The organism is uncultured Exiguobacterium sp. (genome assembly GCF_964277885.1).
Taxonomy (GTDB): domain Bacteria; phylum Bacillota; class Bacilli; order Exiguobacteriales; family Exiguobacteriaceae; genus Exiguobacterium_A.
Genome location: NZ_CAXYJR010000002.1, coordinates 86,095 through 106,323 on the forward strand (window position 1 = coordinate 86,095; position 20,229 = coordinate 106,323).

23 protein-coding genes and 1 riboswitch are annotated in these 20,229 nt (G+C 43.9%); of the genes, 16 read left to right on the top strand and 7 right to left on the bottom strand.

The features are described 5' to 3' along the window. Positions 1-187: 187 nt before the first annotated feature. The gene (locus tag ACHWTJ_RS00635) at positions 188-922 is read left to right on the top strand and encodes a metallophosphoesterase family protein (protein ID WP_394678941.1); all 735 of its coding nucleotides are present in this window, start codon (positions 188-190) and stop codon (positions 920-922) included. Between the two features lie 36 nt (positions 923-958). On the opposite strand, the gene ACHWTJ_RS00640 is transcribed toward ACHWTJ_RS00635, so the two are convergent. Continuing rightward, positions 959-1,237 (bottom strand): hypothetical protein, encoded by a 279-nt coding sequence (locus ACHWTJ_RS00640; protein WP_294744389.1) that lies wholly within the window; start codon positions 1,235-1,237, stop codon positions 959-961. 125 nt (positions 1,238-1,362) lie between these two features. Here ACHWTJ_RS00640 and ACHWTJ_RS00645 point away from each other — a divergent pair, with 125 nt between their 5' ends. Continuing rightward, a complete protein-coding gene (locus ACHWTJ_RS00645) occupies positions 1,363-1,998 on the top strand; it encodes a sterol desaturase family protein (protein ID WP_294744391.1) in 636 nt (211 codons plus the stop codon). A 17-nt stretch (positions 1,999-2,015) separates the two neighbouring features. Here ACHWTJ_RS00645 and ACHWTJ_RS00650 read toward each other — a convergent pair whose 3' ends face one another. The 3 genes from ACHWTJ_RS00650 to ACHWTJ_RS00660 form a co-directional block, all read right to left on the bottom strand. After that, a complete protein-coding gene (locus ACHWTJ_RS00650; RefSeq protein WP_294743538.1) occupies positions 2,016-2,570 on the bottom strand; it encodes a TetR/AcrR family transcriptional regulator in 555 nt (184 codons plus the stop codon). Continuing rightward, positions 2,557-4,875, bottom strand: a complete 2,319-nt coding sequence (locus ACHWTJ_RS00655; protein WP_294744393.1) for a YhgE/Pip domain-containing protein — start codon at positions 4,873-4,875, stop codon at positions 2,557-2,559. Before ACHWTJ_RS00655 ends, ACHWTJ_RS00650 begins: the two co-directional genes overlap by 14 nt. A 149-nt stretch (positions 4,876-5,024) precedes the next feature. After that, positions 5,025-5,990 (bottom strand): quinone oxidoreductase family protein, encoded by a 966-nt coding sequence (locus ACHWTJ_RS00660; protein ID WP_394678942.1) that lies wholly within the window; start codon positions 5,988-5,990, stop codon positions 5,025-5,027. Between the two features lie 104 nt (positions 5,991-6,094). Between ACHWTJ_RS00660 and yidD the strand changes: the two genes are divergently transcribed. After that, positions 6,095-6,379, top strand: a complete 285-nt coding sequence (gene yidD, locus ACHWTJ_RS00665; protein ID WP_023467166.1) for a membrane protein insertion efficiency factor YidD — start codon at positions 6,095-6,097, stop codon at positions 6,377-6,379. Positions 6,380-6,487: 108 nt separating this feature from the next. On the opposite strand, the gene ACHWTJ_RS00670 is transcribed toward yidD, so the two are convergent. Both ACHWTJ_RS00670 and ACHWTJ_RS00675 read right to left on the bottom strand, forming a co-directional pair. After that, entirely contained in the window at positions 6,488-6,877 is a 390-nt protein-coding gene (locus ACHWTJ_RS00670) for a tautomerase family protein (RefSeq protein WP_087682122.1), read from the bottom strand. 54 nt (positions 6,878-6,931) lie between these two features. Continuing rightward, complete coding sequence (locus ACHWTJ_RS00675; protein WP_294743544.1) at positions 6,932-8,416, bottom strand: aldehyde dehydrogenase family protein; 1,485 nt, start codon at positions 8,414-8,416, stop codon at positions 6,932-6,934. Between the two features lie 182 nt (positions 8,417-8,598). On the opposite strand from ACHWTJ_RS00675, the gene ACHWTJ_RS00680 reads away from it, so the two are divergent. From ACHWTJ_RS00680 to ACHWTJ_RS00705, 6 genes are all read left to right on the top strand, one after another. Beyond that, a complete protein-coding gene (locus ACHWTJ_RS00680; RefSeq protein ID WP_394678943.1) occupies positions 8,599-9,831 on the top strand; it encodes a DUF2254 domain-containing protein in 1,233 nt (410 codons plus the stop codon). A 34-nt stretch (positions 9,832-9,865) separates the two neighbouring features. Beyond that, positions 9,866-10,348, top strand: a complete 483-nt coding sequence (locus ACHWTJ_RS00685; protein WP_035412760.1) for a DUF456 domain-containing protein — start codon at positions 9,866-9,868, stop codon at positions 10,346-10,348. Between the two features lie 191 nt (positions 10,349-10,539). Then, the gene (locus ACHWTJ_RS00690) at positions 10,540-11,877 is read left to right on the top strand and encodes a hemolysin family protein (protein WP_294743549.1); all 1,338 of its coding nucleotides are present in this window, start codon (positions 10,540-10,542) and stop codon (positions 11,875-11,877) included. Positions 11,878-12,044: 167 nt separating this feature from the next. After that, positions 12,045-12,479 carry an organic hydroperoxide resistance protein gene (locus ACHWTJ_RS00695; RefSeq protein WP_023467178.1) on the top strand — a complete coding sequence of 145 codons (435 nt, stop codon included), beginning with the start codon at positions 12,045-12,047 and terminating at the stop codon, positions 12,477-12,479. Positions 12,480-12,511: 32 nt separating this feature from the next. Continuing rightward, entirely contained in the window at positions 12,512-12,685 is a 174-nt protein-coding gene (locus tag ACHWTJ_RS00700; RefSeq protein WP_294743551.1) for a hypothetical protein, read from the top strand. Between the two features lie 26 nt (positions 12,686-12,711). After that, positions 12,712-13,224, top strand: coding sequence for a type 1 glutamine amidotransferase domain-containing protein (locus ACHWTJ_RS00705; protein ID WP_029340809.1), 513 nt, complete (start codon positions 12,712-12,714; stop codon positions 13,222-13,224). Positions 13,225-13,272: 48 nt separating this feature from the next. Here the strand turns inward: ACHWTJ_RS00705 and ACHWTJ_RS00710 are convergent, their stop codons facing one another. Next, complete coding sequence (locus ACHWTJ_RS00710; RefSeq protein WP_294743554.1) at positions 13,273-13,683, bottom strand: VOC family protein; 411 nt, start codon at positions 13,681-13,683, stop codon at positions 13,273-13,275. Between the two features lie 262 nt (positions 13,684-13,945). On the opposite strand from ACHWTJ_RS00710, the gene ACHWTJ_RS00715 reads away from it, so the two are divergent. The 7 genes from ACHWTJ_RS00715 to ACHWTJ_RS00745 all read left to right on the top strand — a co-directional run bounded on the left by ACHWTJ_RS00715 (position 13,946) and on the right by ACHWTJ_RS00745 (position 20,203). Next, on the top strand, positions 13,946-15,379 hold the full coding sequence (locus ACHWTJ_RS00715) for a murein hydrolase activator EnvC family protein (RefSeq protein WP_394678944.1): 1,434 nt from the start codon (positions 13,946-13,948) through the stop codon (positions 15,377-15,379). 200 nt (positions 15,380-15,579) lie between these two features. After that, complete coding sequence (locus tag ACHWTJ_RS00720; protein ID WP_294743559.1) at positions 15,580-16,845, top strand: murein hydrolase activator EnvC; 1,266 nt, start codon at positions 15,580-15,582, stop codon at positions 16,843-16,845. 65 nt (positions 16,846-16,910) lie between these two features. Beyond that, positions 16,911-17,021, top strand: a riboswitch (TPP riboswitch). Between the two features lie 114 nt (positions 17,022-17,135). Then, positions 17,136-17,939: a bifunctional hydroxymethylpyrimidine kinase/phosphomethylpyrimidine kinase gene (gene thiD, locus ACHWTJ_RS00725; protein WP_294743561.1), complete on the top strand. Its 804-nt coding sequence runs from the start codon at positions 17,136-17,138 to the stop codon at positions 17,937-17,939. Then, a complete protein-coding gene (gene thiM, locus ACHWTJ_RS00730) occupies positions 17,920-18,687 on the top strand; it encodes a hydroxyethylthiazole kinase (protein WP_394678945.1) in 768 nt (255 codons plus the stop codon). The genes thiD and thiM overlap by 20 nt, the downstream gene beginning before the upstream one ends. Then, on the top strand, positions 18,677-19,315 hold the full coding sequence (gene thiE / locus ACHWTJ_RS00735; RefSeq protein ID WP_294744405.1) for a thiamine phosphate synthase: 639 nt from the start codon (positions 18,677-18,679) through the stop codon (positions 19,313-19,315). The genes thiM and thiE overlap by 11 nt, the downstream gene beginning before the upstream one ends. A 170-nt stretch (positions 19,316-19,485) precedes the next feature. Further along, the gene (locus ACHWTJ_RS00740) at positions 19,486-19,770 is read left to right on the top strand and encodes a hypothetical protein (protein WP_294744407.1); all 285 of its coding nucleotides are present in this window, start codon (positions 19,486-19,488) and stop codon (positions 19,768-19,770) included. A gap of 55 nt (positions 19,771-19,825) precedes the next feature. Next, positions 19,826-20,203, top strand: coding sequence for a metalloregulator ArsR/SmtB family transcription factor (locus tag ACHWTJ_RS00745; protein WP_294743569.1), 378 nt, complete (start codon positions 19,826-19,828; stop codon positions 20,201-20,203). The last annotated feature ends 26 nt before the right edge of the window (positions 20,204-20,229 follow it).

Here is a 20,229-nt window from a genome sequence, read left to right on the forward strand (position 1 = left end):
TCCGGCTTGGTTAAATGGCTGTTGCGTCGGAATCATTCGATCGTGCCCCTCTCTGTGAATTTTTCTAAGACTAACATGCTCTTGATTAATAATCAATATTTTCTGACAATTTATTTTTTCCTGAAATCTGAAAGGAATTCACGGTATCATCGGGAAATCCTAACGTATCAACAATGGAGGCGTTTACATGAAAGTCATACTTTTTACAGATATTCACGGCAATGCATCCGCTTTGCGTGCGGTTTTGTCCTATCTTGATCAACAATCAGATATCGATGCCATCTATTGTCTAGGTGATCTTGTCGGTATTGGACCAGAGCATAATGAGGTCATCGATTTATTAAGACAACGGTCTGATATCCAGACGATTTCTGGGAATCATGATGAGTGTGTCCTTGCTTTAATCCGTGGGGATAACTATCCAGCTAGTTATCGCCATGCGAAAGAACACCACCAATGGATTGCGGATACATTGACACAAGAGAATCAAAAGTATTTGGAGCATTTACCGCGTATCTTAAATGTCACGCATCAGAAACAAACGATGTACTTGACACATTATGCTTATGCCGACCAGACGAAGAAGATTGGTGAAGAACCCTTAAAGCAAGCAGTGAATGGAACGAAAAAAAACTTATCCGTCTTGTTTGCTGGAAATGAGGCGCGAATCATTGGTTTTGGTCACCATCATCCAGCGCAACAAGTTGAGACAGAGCAAACACTCTTTATTAATCCAGGTGCACTTGGATGTCAAGAAACAGCCATCGCCCCAGTAGCAATCATCGATTGGGAGAAGGACCAAGTCCGTTCAGAAATCGTGAAACTTTCATATGATGATCGACCATTTTTAGACGTTCTCAATACGACGGAGATGCCGGAACGTGAGTTGATGCGCCGACTTTTCTTCGGTAGTAGGACATGAAAAAAACCTTCATGAGTATTTCATGAAGGAAGTCGTTCAAGTAGATAGTTTCGTCGTGATGGAGACGAGACAGACGATGATCAGTAACAGGATGCCGATATTTCGTTTCAATGAGTGACGTGACCAGTAGAAGAATAGCGCAAGGATAGGGGCCACGAAAAAGGCAAGGACAAGACTGATCAGTGTTGCAAGAAATAAAATAAATATCCAGAGCTTGCTCGTTTTCCGGTAAACCTGCCACATGTCGTAAAGCGACATAAGTGTATAAGCGAGTAACACAAAGATGATTCCGGTCGATAAATTCAAAACGATCATCACTCCATTCCTTTTTCAGTATAAGGGAAAGAACACGGTTGACTATATGTCTTGCAATAAAAAAACGTGACGAATCGATGAACGTATGACTAAACGCTGAAATGAAGGAAAAGGAGAGGACATTCATGTCAGATATGTATCGCCGCTTTTTTCTGTTTCCAGATATTTTAATCATGTTCGTATTACTGATCGGAATAAGTGGATACATCATTGCACAACCGTTCAGGTGGTCCATTTTGCTGTTCTTTTGCATCGGATTGATCGTGTTCAGCTTTAGTGAATATTTGACACATCGCTTTTTGTTCCATTTACCACCACCTAAAAATGTGCTTGGACGAAAATTGTTGAAACGACTCCATTACGATCATCATGCTCATCCGAACGAACTGCATCTGTTATTTTTACCGATCTGGTATTCCTTGCCGAACCTTAGTTTCTTTGTGGCTCTGACCTATCTTCTAACACAATCTGTCGTCTCGACAGCTGCAGCCGCGAGTGGATTGATCGTCATGTTACTTGTTTATGAATGGAAACATTACGTGGCGCACGTTCCGCTGAAACCGAGAACACGCTTTGGGAAATGGATGAAAAAAACGCATCTGTTGCATCACTTCAAAAATGAACACTATTGGTTTGGTGTATCGAATCCGGTAGGAGATTGGTTGTTTGGCACTTTAAAGGATGAAAAAACAGTTACTTCTAGTCAAACAGCACGAGATTTAGAAAAGAATCGAGAATATGAAAAACCGCCGATCAGTTGACCGGCGGTTTTATTGATTCATAAAATGCGTAACATCGCATGACGAATCGTATCGAGCTCAAGTGGACGCGCAATCGATGGCCATTCGGCGATCAACGCGATATACGTCCGGAAGATCAGGAAGGCCGTGACATCGACTGGTACGTCGCGATCATCTTGTCCAAGACGAGTCTCAAGTAATGTCTTCAGATATTCGACGACATGTCGTTCGATACGTGTCCGTAATTCCTGCATTTCTTGTAATTTGAGATTACGTGTTTCCTCGATGATTTGAAGAATGAACAAATGTTGTTGTTGATGGTAAACGATAGCGTCGATCATTGCTTGTTTATTTTCTTCTACCGTCGCATGTTCGACATAAGCGCGTTCTGCTTCTTCTTTCATTTCTTGCAACACACGTGTCACAAGTGACTCAAACAGATTGAGCTTACTTTCAAATAGCTGATAGACAGTTGGTTTCCCGACATGCGCACGTCGGGCGACACGCTCGATCGTCGTTCCTTTATAACCGAGTTCAGAAAAGCAAGCCATCGCTGAGTCGAGTATCAAAGTTTCTTTATCAGATTGTGTCATGTTGTTTTCGTCTCGCTTTCGTTGAGAGTAGAATCCGCTTGGCTCCAAGCCCTCCAACGAAGCTGATGAGCAACGCGACGACTAGGATGGTCGCGAGGACTTGGCTGTTAGATACGAGGGTATCTGTCACACCAAGCCCAAGAGCTTCACGGAATCCACCGACTGAATACGTCATTGGTAAGAAGGCGTGAATCGCTTGGAAGAATTCTGGTGTCATTTCAACAGGGAATGTTCCACCACTACCACCGATTTGAAGAAGCAGTAGTAAGAAGGCAAGGAACTGTCCAACACGACCGAGTAGCATCGCAAGCGTGAACAGAATGGTGATGAACGTCATACCTGTCAAGGCAGCGAAACCATAGAGCGCAGGGACACTTGCGACATCAGAATCGAGAACATAGACGATTGCTGTGGCTGCTGCGACACCTTGTAATGCGCCGATCGGTAAGATGAGCGATAATTTACCGACAAGGAAGCGCCAGTTCAGACTCTCGCCATGTTCGGGACGAATCTGATAGACCGAAGAGAACATCAAAGCCCCAGCGAATAAGGCAATGCTTAGGATATAAGCTGATAAACCAGAACCATAATTGTTGACTGTCGAATAGTCGTGTTCTTTTAAGACGACAGGTTCCGCGAGCATGTTATCTCGTTCTTTTGTCGGCTTGACTGTTGCGTCTTTAGCTCCTTTGCTGAGCTCATCCTTCAGTGTTTTGGCGCCATCTTCAAGTTTCGTGTTGGCATCCGCGATTTTCGAAGCACCATCGGTCGTTTTGCCGATACCGTCTGTAATCGTAGTTGAACCAGATGCCAATTGACCTAATCCGTTAGTTAACGCGCTAGCTCCTGTTTGGAGTTGGTGTGTGCCATCAGACAACTGGTTCGCACCGTCAGCTAGTTGTGCGCCACCTGTTGCCGCTTTATGCACGCCCGCAGTATACTGACCGAGTTTTTCATTGAATGTCTGTTGTCCGCTTGCTAATTGTTGTGCGCCAGATTCGACTTGTTTCGCACCGTCGACAAGTTTTACTTGACCTGCGTTCAGTTGCGATACGGCGGACTCGACTTGTTTACCGCCTGCAGCAAGTTGACCGATTTTTTTCGTCGCTTCGGTTGCTTGAGCAAGACTTTGATCGATTGCCCCTTCTTGCGCAGCGAGGCTTTTAATATTTTCTTCTAATGTTCCAATTGTTCCAAGTAACGTTTGTTTTTCCTCATCTGATAATTGATCAGAAGCGGAAATAACTTGTTTTAGTTGAGCGGCATTTGCTTCAAGCGCTTCTCGACGCGCACGTAGATCTTGTTTAGATTGTGCAGCATCTTGATTCAATTGATTTAATAATGCATTAGCTGCCTGAGCTTTCTCGTCCAGTTGATTTAATCCGTCCGTCAGCTGAGGAATTTTTTCGTTGAGCTGAGCCGTACCCGCAGCCAGTTGCTCTGCCCCTTGACGGACTTGTGTCGATCCACCGCTGAGTTTTGTTGCTCCGTCTTCTAGTTGCGCGGCACCGGCTTGCAATTTGCCACCATTTTCGTCTAGCGTGTTCAACCCAGAAGACAACTCACCCGTTTTTTGAGCGAAGAGAGCAGTTTTTTCGTCAAGTGTCGTGACACCGTCACTGAGTTTTTTTGAACCTTGATTTGCTTCCCCGAGCTTTTCAGATAGTGTCAGACTGCCATCCGCGAGTTTTCCGAGGTTCGTAGCCAGTGTTTTGGCACCATCGGCTGTCTTATGGTTGCCGTCCTCGAGTTTAGAGGAGCCATCCGATGCTTTTTCCATTCCATTTGCGATTTTCTTTAACGCACCGAAGATAGCACTACTGTATTGTTTCGTAACGGATTTACGAATCTTTTCGTTTAATTGTTTTGCAGCCGTACTCGAAATTTGTGTACCCGAGTAGTTTTTAGCTGGATTCAAGTAATACTCCAACTCGATCTTCTTCGGGTGATCATCGAGTAATGTCGTTGCATTTTTAGAAAAATTCTTTGGAATAACGACCGTCATATAGACTTTACCGTCTCGTAATTCTTTTTCGGCTTTGTCCTGAGATAAGAATTGCCAATCAAAATCATCATTTTTTTTGAGTTTATCGACGAACTGATTCCCGATGTCGACTTTCTCTCCCTTGAACTTCGTCGCCTGATCTTCGTTGACGATAGCGACCTTGATATCTTCTGTACGACCGTATGGGTCCCAGAATGCAGATAAGAAGATGGAGTTGTAAAGAAACGGTACGAGGATGAGGGCGAGAATGACGACGATCATCATCGGACTCTTCAATTTCTTCCATTCTGAGCGAAACATAAATACAAATCCCCTTTCTAAAACTCAAAACTAATTTAAGTTTTAGGTTTTGATGAAATTTACTTTACTCTCTTCATTATAAAAAAGCAATCCATAATACTGATTTCACATAAAAAAACGACTCACGAAGAGTCGTCTCTAGAAAATGATTATGGAATTAACAGTAACTTTCCTGTACTGCGCCGGCTTTCTAAGAAATCATGCGCAGCTTTTCCATCAGATAAAGCAAAAGTCGTCGGAGAGGATAGGGTAAGGCGACCGGATAGAATCCAATCAAACAGCTCACCCGATCTACGGATTCGTTCTTCAGAAGATGTTAATACGTTCCAAAGGTCACCACCCGTCAATGTTTTGGATGTATCCATCAAGAAGCGAGGGTCGACAGATACGGGATCGCCGCCCGCCATACCGTAGAAAACGACGGTTCCATGAACTTTCGTGACATGGAAACTATCCATTAAGGTAGAACCAATGGATTCGTAGACCACATCAACTCCTTTACCAGAAGTTTGCGCGAGCACGTGCTCGATCCAGTTCTCAGAATATAAATAGACAGATTCACAGCCCGCAGTTTTAGCGATCTGTGCTTTCTCAGGAGAAGATGTCAATCCAATCGGAGTTGCCCCAAGTAAGCGAATGAGCTGTGTCAACAACTGCCCAACGCCACCGGCAGCTGCATGCACTAAGACGACATCTCCCGGTTGGACATGATAGCTATCTCGTGTTAAATAATGCGCTGTTAATCCTTGCAATAAGACAGAAGCTGCTGTTTCGTATGAGATACCATCAGGAAGCGGAATCAATTTATCGACGGGTGCTGCGACGTACTCAGCATTCGCAAGCGGGACATCCGCAAAAGCAACTCGTTGACCTACGTGGAACGTTGAAACAGCTGTACCGACCGCAGTGATGATGCCTGAACCTTCGTAACCTAAAATATAGGGAGGCTGTCCTTCTAAATGATAGTTTCCTTTTCGGCGATAGATGTCTGCAAAATTCAGACCGATCGCTTTCATTTCAATCAGAACTTCCTGTTCAGTGATTGTTGGCGTTGGTACGTCTTCGAAGCGTAATACATCAGAACCTCCGAATTCGTGGAAAGTTAATGCCTTCATCTCAACACATCCTTCTTTTAAATCTGCTTTTAGTATAAGGCAGAACATCTGAAAATGATGGACAGATGCGTTACACTAGAAAAAAAGAGGAAAGAAGGGACGTTATGAAACGTGTCTTAATGGGAGGAATTCGTTTTTATCAGAAAGTCATCTCTCCCATGAAGCCAGCCACATGTCGATTCTATCCAACATGCTCCCATTACGGGATGGAGGCGATTGAACGTCATGGTGCAGTAAAAGGGAGTTATTTGACGACGCGTCGATTGTTACGGTGCCAACCGTTTCATCCAGGTGGTCTCGATTTCGTTCCAGAACCTGATCAATTTAGTTGGAAAGCACCGCTGCAACGGGAAAATCCGCGGGAGAAGGCGGAAGAGACGAAGGAGTAAATCATGTGAAGGTTCTCTCTTGTTTAATGAAGTAAGAATAAAAAAAGGGAAGTGTGTTACCGGAAATTACCGATAACATACTTCCCTTTTTGTTCTATTTACAGACGATCATAATTTACCCGTCAAAAACTGTGCCTCACCGAGACCAAAACTCCAGTCCGCAGCATCATTTTCGACGATCGACACCATCAAATCAGTCGGAGCAAGTCCGCAGTTTGCTTCTAATCGTTCGGCGAGTAATTGGTAGAGACGTTGTTTCTTCTCTTGCGTCCGCGTTTTACTCGTCACACTGATAAGAACGATATCTTTACTCCGTTCAAATCCGAGTCCCGTATCTTGAATGACCATCTCATGCGCTTTATGCGTATGCACGATTTGATAACGATCGCGCTCCGGCACATCAAATGCTTCGACCATCGCATCATGCGCGGTGTCGAGTAACGTTTTTAACTCTTCTTCTGAACGTCCTTCAATGACGTCGAATCGTAATAACGGCATGTGAAATCACTCCTTAATAAATTTATGTAGAGTAGGGGAAACCCTACCCTTGTATTACTCGAAGAATGGTTTGTATTGACGACGATCGTGCATGACAGACAGCCATTGGACAGTCGAGAATTCTTCAAGTACCCACTCGCCATTAAAGCGACCGAGCCCTGAATCTTTTTCACCACCAAATGGCATATGTGGCTCATCGTTGACCGATTGGTCGTTGATGTGAATCATACCTGTCTCGACTTCAAGCGCAAAGGCAGTCGCACGTTCAATAGAAGAACCATGGACAGCGCCACTCAATCCGTATGGAAGTGAGTTTGCGATTTCGAGTGCCTCTTCATCCGTATCGAACGGGATGATGACAGCGACTGGTCCAAAGATTTCATTTTTAGCAAGTGGCATGTCGTTTGTAACACCTGTAACGACAGTTGGCGCGATGACGTTGTCTTTTGCTTCTCCACCAACACGAACAGTCGCACCAGCAGCTTTTGTTTTCTCAAGATCTTCAAGAATCCGTTCAACTTGTGATTGATTGATGAGCGGTCCGACTTGTGTCCGATCATGTGATGGATCACCGTATTGTAGCTCTTTTACACGAGCCACGTATTTTTCAACAAATTCATCATGAATTGAAGAAGCGACGAGAATCCGGTTCGTCGACATACAAATTTGACCTTGGTGATAGAACTTGCTGTAGACGGCAGATTCGACCGCACGATCGAGATCAGCATCATCAAGTACGACGAAAACGTTGTTTCCGCCAAGTTCAAGCGCTGTTTTCTTCAGGTGTTTACCAGCAAGTTCACCGATATGGCGACCGACTTCAGTTGATCCTGTGAATGAAATCAAGCGTGGTACAGGATGTTCGACGATGGCATCACCAATTTCTGAACCACGACCGACGATGACATTCAAGACACCTTTTGGCAATCCGGCTTTTTCAAATAGGCTTGCGAAAATCAATCCGCCTGAGACAGGTGTGTCCGTAGCCGGTTTAACAACGACTGCGTTCCCGATGGCAATGGCAGTAGCGATCGACCGTACAGCTAAGTGGAAAGGGAAGTTCCATGGGCTGATGACGCCGATGACGCCAAGTGCTTTACGGTAGATCCGGTTTTCTTTGCCTGGTACAACCGATGGACGAATTTCGCCATGCATCCGCAATGGGAATGTGGCAGCTTCCTTGACGATCAAGACTGAAGCGAGGAATTCACCTTCTGCTTTGATACGTGTACTTCCTGACTCTTTAATTAGCCAATCGATGATTGTTTCTTTTTCTTCGTATAAGACTTTCAAGAAGTTTTCGATGAGACCTTGGCGTTTTAAAGCCGGAACTTTCGCCCAATCTTTTTGAGCGACTCGAGCGGCTTCATAAGCATCATCTAAATCTTGTTGGTTCGCGGCAGAAATCGTAAAGAGTTCTTCACCTGTGAATGGATTCGTGTTCGTCATGTTGCTGTCACTTGCGCCTGTGCGCCACTGACCGTCAATGTAAATCTTCGTGAAATCTGTATGCAATGTGGTTTCGTTTTGTTGAGCCATATCATTTCATCTCCCATTCGTTTTCATAACAATTAAGTTATTCACGTTATGAAAAGAAGTAAAACACATCCGTACACTTCTACCAAACATATTGCTCACAATCAGTATGGAAAGCGGGTTTTAAAGCACTTTGAATCAGGAAAACCGTCAATATAGTGCTATAAAAAAAGGAGGGATTTTATTTGAAGAAGCTGAAAGTCCTATCACGAGAAATCAATTGGTGGTGGCCATTGTTATATGGTCTCATTGGAATCGGATTGACAGGTATCGTGATATGGTTGGATGTCTATATATCAGATTGGTTTCCAAAAACGTGGCAAACGACACTTGGATTAGCACAGACAATTCATAGTTCAGTTTTTACCGGACTCCTTGCCATGATGACATTTACGTTCTCGACCATCCTAGTTGTATTGACGACCTATTCATCACAATTCTCACCACGGACATTGCCTAACTTCATCGAAAATCGACAGGTGCAACATATCTTTGGAATATTCATCGGAGCGGTCAGTTATTCGATGACGATGCTCTTTTTCCTTCGTCCGGCTTTAAAGACGAGCGTTGTCGCTTCAGCAGTAGCCGTTCTTGTCGTATTGCTTTCGATCGTGGCATTCGTTGTGTTCATTCATATCGTCAGTCAGTCGATTCGCGTAACGACATTACTCGATCGATTACACGAGGAAGGCAACGAATTGGTAAAACGGCAAATCAATCATATCGAATCCGGTGAACACGTTTTTTCAATAGAGCTGTCCGCACAGACGTATCCGAACGTGATGCGAGCATCTTGTACGGGCTACATTCAAGCAATTGATTACGACGAGATTGAGAATGAAAAATCTGTACACATTTCAGTATATATTGGATCGTTCGTCACGGAAGGACAAGTAGTGGGATGGTCGACAGGGAAGGATATGGGGCGATGCATCCTGATTGGACCGACGAAGTCATCGGAACAGGACTTTTCATTCGTCATCGAAAAACTCAGCGAAGTGGCGTTACGTGCCATTTCACCTGGTATTAACGATCCGAATACGGCGCGTCATGCGATTCGAATTATCGGTGACTTGATGCGGAGTTATGCTATTTTTCCTGATGGTACATTGTTAGCTGGTGAACATCACCGGCACGCGACAGAACGGATTACCTTCGAAGAGCTATTATACAAATCATTTTATCAATTGAGACATTACGGGGAGGCGGATGTCTCGGTTCTCGCGACGATGCTCGAATCGCTTGGAACAATGAAACGACAAGCTTTACCTGCGCATCATGAGACCATCCAACGCTTCATTCCGTACATCTGTTCTGAAGTGCAGTTCGATAAAATGAACGAGTGGGATCGTTCCTTTTTAGAAGGACGACTGAAGCGAGCGCTCGATGAAACCTTTGAGACGTCATGTCCGTACTAAGAGAAAGAGATTTATCAGAAGGGAGGGATAAAAAGTGACAATCTTGTTATGGAGTCTGATCGTCGTCTGTTTTCTAGTTGCTTTTGCGGGCCTCGTATATCCGATCATCCCCAGTGCACCGATTTTAGTTGTAGGTTTTTTGATTTATGGATTTGGATTCGGATTCTCCGAATTATCGATTAGCTTTTGGGTGATTCAAGCAATTTTCATCATTCTCTTGTTTACACTGGATTACCTCGTCAGCGCCTACACTGTTGATCGACGGGGAGGATCTCAAGCGGCAAAAATCGCGACGACAGTGGGATTGATTGCTGGACCATTTATTTTACCAGGAATCGGATTGTTGATCTTTCCATTTGTCTTTGCCATTTTGACAGAAAAAATCATTAGTAAAAAGACATGGCAAACAGCTGTTTCAGTAGGAATCGGTACGGTTCTTGGTATTTTATCAAGTGCATTGTTAAAGGGAATCGCGATGTTGCTCATGATTGTAATCTTCATCCTATACGTGGTCTGACCGATTGAAATCATGTCTTCAAGTACACATTTTGTGAAAGTTCCGTTATAGTATGAATATGAAAAGTAAGGAAGCTTTGAAAGTTGAAAGCTTCTTTTTGCTGTAAACGACCAGGTGCCTTCGCATCTGGCTTTATATTAATGGAGGTGAATCCCCTTTCTTCGGGGAAACGATTGGACAGTACACACTCAATGGAGACATTCGACACGACGACGATCATCATTCGACTACTCGTCATTGCGTTACTCATCGTCTTAACTGCTTTTTTTGTTGCCGCCGAATTTTCGGTCGTCAAAATGCGAATGTCTCGAATCGATCAGTTGATTACAGAAGGAAGCAAGACTGCGAAAGTAGCGAAAAGGCTACTTGAGAATTTGGATTATTATTTATCGGCCTGTCAACTTGGAATTACCGTGACAGCGCTTGGTCTCGGGTGGTTAGGAGAATCAACGGTAGGTGCGATTCTCAGTATGTTGTTCGAAGAAATCGACATCCCGAACTCCGTTTCGACGATCATTTCGTTCGTCCTTGCTTTCTCGATTGTAACGTTTCTTCATGTAGTGCTTGGAGAACTTGCTCCAAAGTCCTTGGCTATTCAAAAAACGGAAGCCATCACGATGTTACTCGCACCACCGCTTTATTGGTTCGGTAAGGTCATGAAACCTTTTATCTGGACTTTGAATGGTTCAGCTCGTGTGATTCTCCGTTTATTCGGTGTCGAACCTGCTGGTCACGAAGAAGTACACTCGGAAGAAGAAATTAAAATCATCATGACACAGAGTTATAAGAGTGGAGAAATCAACCAGACTGAACTTTCCTACATGCAAAATATCTTCTCGTTCGATGAGCGAATCGCGAAAGACATCATGTTACCGCGGACGGACTTAATTACCATTTCGAACGATGCATCGATGGAGGACATCATTCGCCTCGTTGAAGAGTATCAGTTCACACGTTATCCGATAGCAGAAGAAGGAGATAAGGATAAGATTCTTGGCTTCATCAATGCGAAACAATTGTTTACGGATCATATGGCAAACAAGGGAAAAGCTTTAAGTTATTACATCCACAACTTGCCGATCGTATCCGAGTATTCACCGCTCCAAGATGCCATGCTAAAAATGCAGGTCGAACGGACGCCGATGGCACTCGTCATTGATGAGTACGGTGGTACAGCTGGTGTCATCACGATGGAAGACATACTGGAAGAAATCGTCGGAGAAATCCGTGATGAATTCGATAAGGATGAGAAAGCCGACATCGAACAGATTCATGAACGGTTATACCGGATTTCAGGTCGTGTCTTAATTGATGACTTAAATGAACGCTTTAACCTGGGTATCGAAGAAGAAGATATTGATACGATTGGTGGCTGGGTCATGGCACAGGATACAGAAGTATCGAGTGGTCAGGAATTCCGCTATCAGGCGTATACGATCAAAGTCATGGAAGTCGATAACCACCAAGTGAAGTCGATTTATCTTCAATTGCCTGAACAGGAAGTAATCGCAACAGAAGATATCGGATAAGAAACAGCATTAAAAGACGATGGACTTCAAGTCCGTCGTCTTTTTTATCTATCACAAAGAGTGAAGCGATGAACACTCCTTGTGTTTATCTCCGTCAGTGACGGGTATTACTGTCTATGTGGCAAAAAAAGCATTTTTTAATTCAACAGGAAAAGGGGTTTTCTATCATGTCAAACGTCATTCTTACTTCACGTGCATCTGCAGTCGGTGGTCGCGACGGGAAAGTCGCTTCAGACGATAACGTCATCAATCTTGATTTAGTCATGCCAGGAACAAAAGGCAAAGAAGACATTCCGACATCAAACCCGGAACAGTTATTCGCAGCAGGATATGCCGCTTGTTTTGATGGTGCCTATAATTTAATGGCGCGCCAAGCAAAAAAACGAGTCGAGACGCGGACGAATTCAGAAGTCAGCCTCTTACAAGACGAAGCGGATAATGGTGTGAAAATCGCGGCAAAACTTGTCGTCGAAGTCGTTGGCGTATCGCAAGAAGAAGCTGAAGACTTACTAGAGAAGACACACAATTTCTGCCCGTACTCGAAAGCGACACGTGGCAACATTGATGTCGATCTTTCTGTTAAAGTCGTCGATTCACTATAAGCATAATCGACGAATCATAAGGAGGGTTTTCGATGGCACCGAAAGAAACCGATCGTCCAAATGAAGAGTTTGAAGATGAACGGGATCGTCTGTCGGATAAAGAACGAAAACTGGCAGAGGAGCAACAAAAGGAAATCCTAAAAGGAAAAGACGAAATGCCAGATGATACGGTCTCTCCACGAGATCGCGGAGAAGATCCGATTTAAATCAAACAACTTGGGGGATGAATCACATGTCTAAAAAAGTAGCAGTCGTACTAGCCGATCATTTTGAAGATGTAGAATTCACAGGACCAGTTGATGCATTAAAAGAAGCTGGACACGAGATCACTGTCATTGGTGCAAAAAAAGGTGCTGAACTCGTCGGAAAACAAGAAGAGGCAAAAGTAAATGTTGATCTCTCAATTGATGAGACTTCAGCAGCAGACTATGACGCTCTCCTGATTCCGGGTGGATTTTCACCAGATTTACTACGAGAAGATGAGCGTTTTGTCTCATTCGTCGAAGAATTTGATATGTCGAAAAAACCAATTTTCTCGATCTGTCACGGACCTCAACTGATGATTAACGCAAAAATCGTCAAAGGAAGAAAAATGACAGGTTATAAATCAATTCGAATTGATTTAGAAAATGCTGGTGTGGACTTTGCAGATGAAGAAGTCGTCGTTGACGATAATTTCGTCTCAAGTCGTCAACCAGATGATATTCCTGCATTCAATCGGGAAATCGTTGCAAAACTTGGCTAATGGTATAGAACAAAAATCAGCACTGCGATAACGCAGTGCTGATTTTTTTTAGGGGTTCTCTGGATAATCACAGAGTTCCGTAATGACGCCGTGTGAATGCCTAGGATTCATATAAATCAATCGTCGTCCGAACGGCGTCGTTCGATACGTATCTTCTAAAAATGTTAAGCCTTGTTGTTTTGCTTCGGCGATTGCTTGATCCAAATCCTCTACACGATAAGCAATGTGATGGACGCCTTTTCCACGTTGTTTTAAAAACCGTGCAATCGGACTATCCGGGCTCGTTGGCGTCAACAGTTCGATATGCGCATCATCGAACTCGATGACGGCAATGTTGGAGGCGACACCAGGCGCGGGATTCGAGTACTCTCGCGTTAATGTCCCCCCAAGTATATTCGTATAAAATGAAATGGCTTCTTGCATATCGCGAACGGCAATACCGGTATGATCTAGTTTCATTTGATATTTCCCTCCTATTCGCTTCAGTTTCCCAAAAATGAATCAAAGTTGCAATGCAAAGCTGTTTTCCATCATTTTCTATTACATAGAAGAAAAACGATTTATTTAAAATGAAATATCACTGAAATATTATGGAAGAGGAATGAATGCTATAATCAAAAACGTTCCTATAAATAAGAAAAACTATTATAGAATTTAATTTTAACGTAACTGTTATTCCAAATAATGCATCGACATACTAGAGAAAAAGAGGGAATACTACATGAAAAAAACGTTCGCGTCGCTCATCGTTTCCGCACTGGTTCTTTCATCAGCACCTCATTTTGCAGCAGCTGACGATTTAAGTGAGCAGAAAGCCAAAAACGAACAACAGCAACAAGACAATGCTAAAAAACAAAAAAACTTAGAGTCTTCCGTTAATCAGGAGGGCCAAAAAATCTCTAAGACGCAACAAGAAGTCAATCGATTAGACGAGGCCTTAAATGAAAAGATCTTTGCTGTCGAAACGAAAGATCGTCAAATCAAGGCGACGGAACGAGAAATCGTTCAACTTGGAAAAGAAATCGACAAGTATAAAGCGAAATTGAAACGCCAAGAAAAATTACTCGGTGATCGTCTTCGTGTCATGCAAGAAAATGACGGAAATTCGATCAAATGGGAAGAAGTCATCTTTGGGGCAAAAAACGTCGGTGACCTCGTTAGCCGTGTCATGGCTGGAAAATCGATTTCAAAACAAGATGATAAAATGATCACGGATTATCAAAATACGCAAAAGAAATTAGCGAATGCACAACAAAAAGTGAAAGACAAGAAGGCACAATTGGTCGTTGAAAAGCAAGAATTGAAACGCCAACAAGCAGAACTTGAATCACAATTGAAAACGCGAAACAAACGTTTAAAAGAATTACGAAAGAAAAAAGAAAAATTCGAAACCCAATTAATGGATGCAAAAGAAGTCCAGCAAATTCTGATTGCTCAAGAAAAAGCGATTGCAGCTGAAAAGGCAGCACGTGAACGTGAAGCACGGATCGAAAAAGAGCGTCAAGCCCAAGCAGCACGTGAAGCGAAAGCGCGAGCGGAAGCTGAAGCGGCTCAAGCAGCGGCTCAAAAAGAAGCCGAACAACAAGCGGCTAAAGACGCAGCGGCTCAGCAGGCAGCACAAGAGAAGGCATCGCAAGCAGCGAAATCTTCTGGTTCGATGAAACAATCGACTCCAAAAGCATCTACACCAGCTACCCCAGCACCGCCAGCTCCTGCGACACCTAAACCAGCGCCATCTTCAGGTGGTTTGTTCATTCATCCTACCGTTGGGGCTGTCACACAAGGATATGGCTCAGCAGGTGGAGAAAACGGTTATACGTTCCATAACGGGATCGACTTCGGCGGTCCGGTTGGGACTCCAATTGTTGCAGCTGCCACAGGAACAGTTATTACAGCATCAAGTAGTGGTCCTTACGGAAATCACATCATGATTGCGCATCAATTAAATGGTAAGACATATACGACACTTTATGCACACATGAGCGCGCTCAATGCTCACGCGGGACAGCGTGTCAGCCAAGGTCAACAAATCGGTCTACGTGGAAGTACAGGAAATTCGACGGGTCCACACTTACACTTTGAAATTCACGTCGGTGGATATAGCTACAGTGCAACTGGTCCGGCTAACTCAGTAAACCCAATGACTATGTTTTAAATAGTGAAGAATCGTTGCTCGTGCAACGATTCTTTTTTTATATTTGATAAGAAAAATATATATTACAAAAAAACGTTTTCACTTGAAATGTAAATGAAATTTTTTTGAAACGATTAGGGTGCTATAATCTATTTCAGATATGAGAGAAACTTGAATACTATAATAAAAAAATGAAAATACATAAGTGAGGAAAACGATATATGCTAAAAAAACTAATTTCTACCATTGTTTTAGGAGCATTACTGATAACAGGAACACAACCAATTGCGGCAGCGACGATCAAAGAAAAAAAGGCTGAAAATGCTGCAGAACAACGTAAATTAGAAAAAGCAATTAAAAAACAAGAGTCGAAAATTTCGAAAGAACAACGTCAGATCAACCGAATTGATGCAGCAATCAACGAAAAGATTTTTCAGGTTTCTGAAAAAAATAAACAAATTGAGAAGTTGAATTTGCGAATCGATGAATTAAAAGCAGACATCGTTCGCTATGAAGAGATGTTGAAAAAACAAGAAGAACTATTAGGCGATCGTCTACGTGTCTTCCAAGAAAACGACGGGAATTCAATCAAATGGGAAGAAGTCATTTTTGGATCTAAAGATTTAGGTGATTTATTTAGTCGTGTCATGGCAGGGAAAAAAATCGCGGAGCAAGATGATAAAATGATCTCAGATTACATCGCGACACAACAAAAACTAGCAGAAGCAAAGCAAGCGCTCGTTGAAAAAAAGACGGAGCAGGTCGAAGAGAAGAAAACATTAATTGAACAGAAAAAAGCGTTGAAAGAACAGATGAAAAAACGGAGTGCTACACTTAAAAAATTACGAAAAGGCAAGACGAAGTTCACGACAGAACTATTGGATGCAAAAGAACTTCAAGCGACGCTAGAAGCTCAAGAACGTGCGATTGCTGCAGCAAAAGCGGCAGCTAAAGCAGCGGCTGAAAAAGCAGCAGCTGAGAAAGCGGCAGCTGAAAAAGCAGCTCAAGCAGCCAAACAAGCAAATAAGAATACAAAATCAACAGGTTCAAGTTCAACACCAATCAGTTCGGGAGGTGGTCAATTCGTTCGACCATCTTCAGGATCTGTATCACAAGGATTTGGCCCAGCTAGCGGAGCAAACGGCTATACATTCCACAATGGTGTTGATTTCAAGGGTGCGGTCGGATCGCCGATCGTTGCAGCAGCAGCCGGAACTGTCATTACAGCATCGGGTGGTGGACCTTACGGAAACCACGTTATGATTTCGCATTTCTTGGATGGAAAAGTCTATACGACGGTTTATGCTCATATGAGCTCATTATCTGTTCATGCAGGACAAACGGTCTCTCAAGGTCAGCAAGTCGGAACACTGGGTAGTACAGGAAATTCAACAGGACCACACTTGCATTTCGAACTACATGTCGGAGGCTATCAATATAGTGCTTCTTCTCCTCTGAATGCAGTGAATCCATTGGCATATCTGTAATCAAAAAACGAGCTTCGGCTCGTTTTTTTTTCTTCTCTATGCTACAGTTAAGGCGAAACGAATACTTGAGCAACTAGGGGAGCTGGAGGAATCCGGCTGAGAGGAAAACCAGTCTGTTTTCGACCCTATTACCTGAACTGGATAATACCAGCGTAGGAAAGTTGAGCCGAACGGATACCGGAATGCGTGTATAACGCTTTCGTATAGCGTCGACTGCTTTTTTACAGCGGTCGACGCTTTTTTGTCGGTCACGACTCCCTGCCATTGCTCGATGGGAAGGTGAAAAGAACATGAAACACGTACTGACGATTGCGGGATCCGACTCCGGTGGTGGAGCTGGGATTCAAGCGGATTTAAAAACATTTTCGGCTTTAGGCGTTTATGGAATGAGCGTCCTGACAGCCGTCACGGCGCAAAATACGCTGGGTGTTCAAGCGGTGGAAGAGTTATCCCCAGAAATCGTAGATGCCCAGTTAATGTCGATTTTTTCAGATATTCGTGTCGATGCAATCAAAATAGGAATGGTCTCGAATGCGCAGACGATTCGTGTCATTGCTACACATCTCCGTAAACAGACAGTTCCGGTCATATTAGATCCCGTCATGGTCGCTAAAGGCGGTCATGCCCTATTGCGAACGGAAGCTGAACAAGCATTGATTTCAGAACTTCTACCGCTCGCGACACTCGTCACGCCGAATTTACCGGAAGCGGAGCGTTTAACAGGACGATCGGTCACCAATCTAGAGGAAATGCGATTGGCGATGCATCAATTGGCTACACAGACAGGGGCAGTATTACTAAAAGGCGGACATCTCTCAGGAGCTGCGACGGATTTGTTGTTTGATGGGGAAGTGGAACACCGCTTCACATCGGAACGATTAGACAACCATCATACTCATGGAACTGGTTGTACCTTATCTGCGGCGATTGCTTCGCGGATGGCGCTTGGAGAAGATTTAACAAATAGTGTACGACAGGCAAAGAGCTATGTCACAGAGGCAATTCGTCATGGATTTGCCCTCGGACAAGGTATTGGACCGACACATCATTTTCATTCACTTTGGAGGGATTCACATGTTTACGACCATTCTTGAACACAAACCACTCATTCACCATTTGACGAATACAGTCACGATTAATGATTGCGCGAATGTCACACTCGCTGTTGGCGCATCACCCGTCATGGCGGAAGATATTCGTGAAGTGGAAGAGATGGTTCGTCTCGCACAAGCTCTTGTCTTGAACATCGGTACGATCGATGCAGACATGCAGGCAGCTCAACGACTTGCGGCACGCGAAGCGGGTCGCTTGAATATTCCGATCGTTCTTGACCCTGTTGGAGCGGGAGCAACATCATTGCGTACATCCTTTTCAAAAGAATTGAGTGAACTCGGATGTACGGTCATTAAAGGAAACGCTTCAGAAATCAAGACATTGCTTGGGGAGAATGGACGAACAAAAGGAGTCGATGCTGCAGGAGATGCAATCATGGATCGAGAGACCATTCGTGCATTCGCTCGCAAAAAAAAGTCCGTTATTGTCGTCACAGGTCCAATCGACTACATCACGGATGGGATGCGCGAAGTGGAACTCCATGTAGGAACGCCGCGTCTCGGAGACGTCACAGGTACGGGTTGCATGACGGCCTCTTTGATTGCGAGTTTTCTCGGTGCCGGATATTCTGCGTTTGAGGCGGCAGTCCACGGAACATTCATCATGGGCAGAGCGGGAGAACAGGCAGCATCAGAAAATGGTCTAGGTGATTTCAAACGAGAGTTGTTCAATGCGATCAGCCTGATGACAGAGCAAGACCTGACGGAGGCGAAAGCACATGTCAATTGATTATTCCATTTATGCAGTGACGGATCGTCGTTACCATCCGGGAGTTGCGATAGAAACGGTCGTTGAAGAAGCCATTTTAGGTGGTGCGACGGTTATTCAGCTACGGGAAAAAACCGCACAAGGAAAGGAATTCTTCGATCAAGCAATTCGATTGAGAACGATTACGGATCGCTACGACATCCCTTTAATCATCAATGACCGGATCGATATCGCTTTACTCGTGGGAGCTGGTTTGCATATTGGACAAGAAGACATTCCCCTAACCGCAGCGCGACGCCTCTTACCGGATGCTGTGATCGGCGTATCAGTAGCCACTGTTGCACAAGCGATTGAAGCAGAACAAGACGGAGCCTCCTATTTAGGCGTGGGTTCTTTATTTGCGACATCATCGAAAGCAGATGCTGACTCGATGTCACACGCGATGCTTCAATCGATTCGCGAAGCTGTTCGTTTACCGTTGATCGGTATTGGAGGAATTACAGCAACGAATGTCTCTTCTCTGCCCATCCCACTTGAAGGGTATGCTGTCATTTCGGATATTTTTGCTAAAGAAGATCGACAACTCGCTGCAGAGCGAATGACAGAAGCCGTGCGAGAGTGGCATCAATCTCTTCAGAACAGGGTATAATTCGTTCAGAGGTGATTGTATTGAAATGGCAGAAGATCCGTTTTCGGGGCTACTGGATCCGGTATCGATTGGAACCACAAATCATTCGGGTTGATAATCAGGGAATCTACCATTTAGGTAAAGTTTTATTTCCGCGTCCTAATCGTATATCTTATGAAATGGCTCTTTTGTTGAAAGAGAAGTACGAGCGACGCTATAAGCGTCCACTGTATATCAAGACGAGTTCGATCGCTACAGAAATCTGGGGACATACTCATTTAGATATTTACTATCGGTTACTTCTTCGTCTCCCGATTCCTGCTCGATTACGCAAGCGGTATAGGAATCGATTAGAAAGTACGAAGATTATCGATATTGGTGTACGTGCAGTCGACCAAAATCGAATCGTCTGGGATATCGGTGATTATATCGGAGGATGGTTCGTATTTTGGCTCATTCGTAGACGAATGCGCTGAACTTGCATTGTCTTGTTTCTCATGGTGCAATATACATAGAAACGAGGTGACGGACATGAACATTCCCCGTTGTGAAACGATTGCGATTGACGAACATCGTGCGTCTGAGATTGGACAAGTCGTTGATACGATTCCGACGTTTGAAATTGGAAAACTATTTAAGATTCTTTCGGACGCGACACGATTACGTATCGTTTATGCACTGACGATCGAAGAAGAGCTATGCGTCTGTGATGTCTCGGCCTCTGTCGACTGTTCAATCGCAACAGCCTCACATCATCTTCGATCTTTGTTGAAACACGGACTTGTCAAATTCCGTAAAGATGGAAAAGTCGTGTATTATTCTTTAGACGATCATCACGTGTCGTCACTAGTTCACATGGCAATGGAACATGTGCAAGAAGGAAAGCACTATTTGAATGAATCAGAATAAGCAAAAAACGCAGCTAAAGCTGCGTT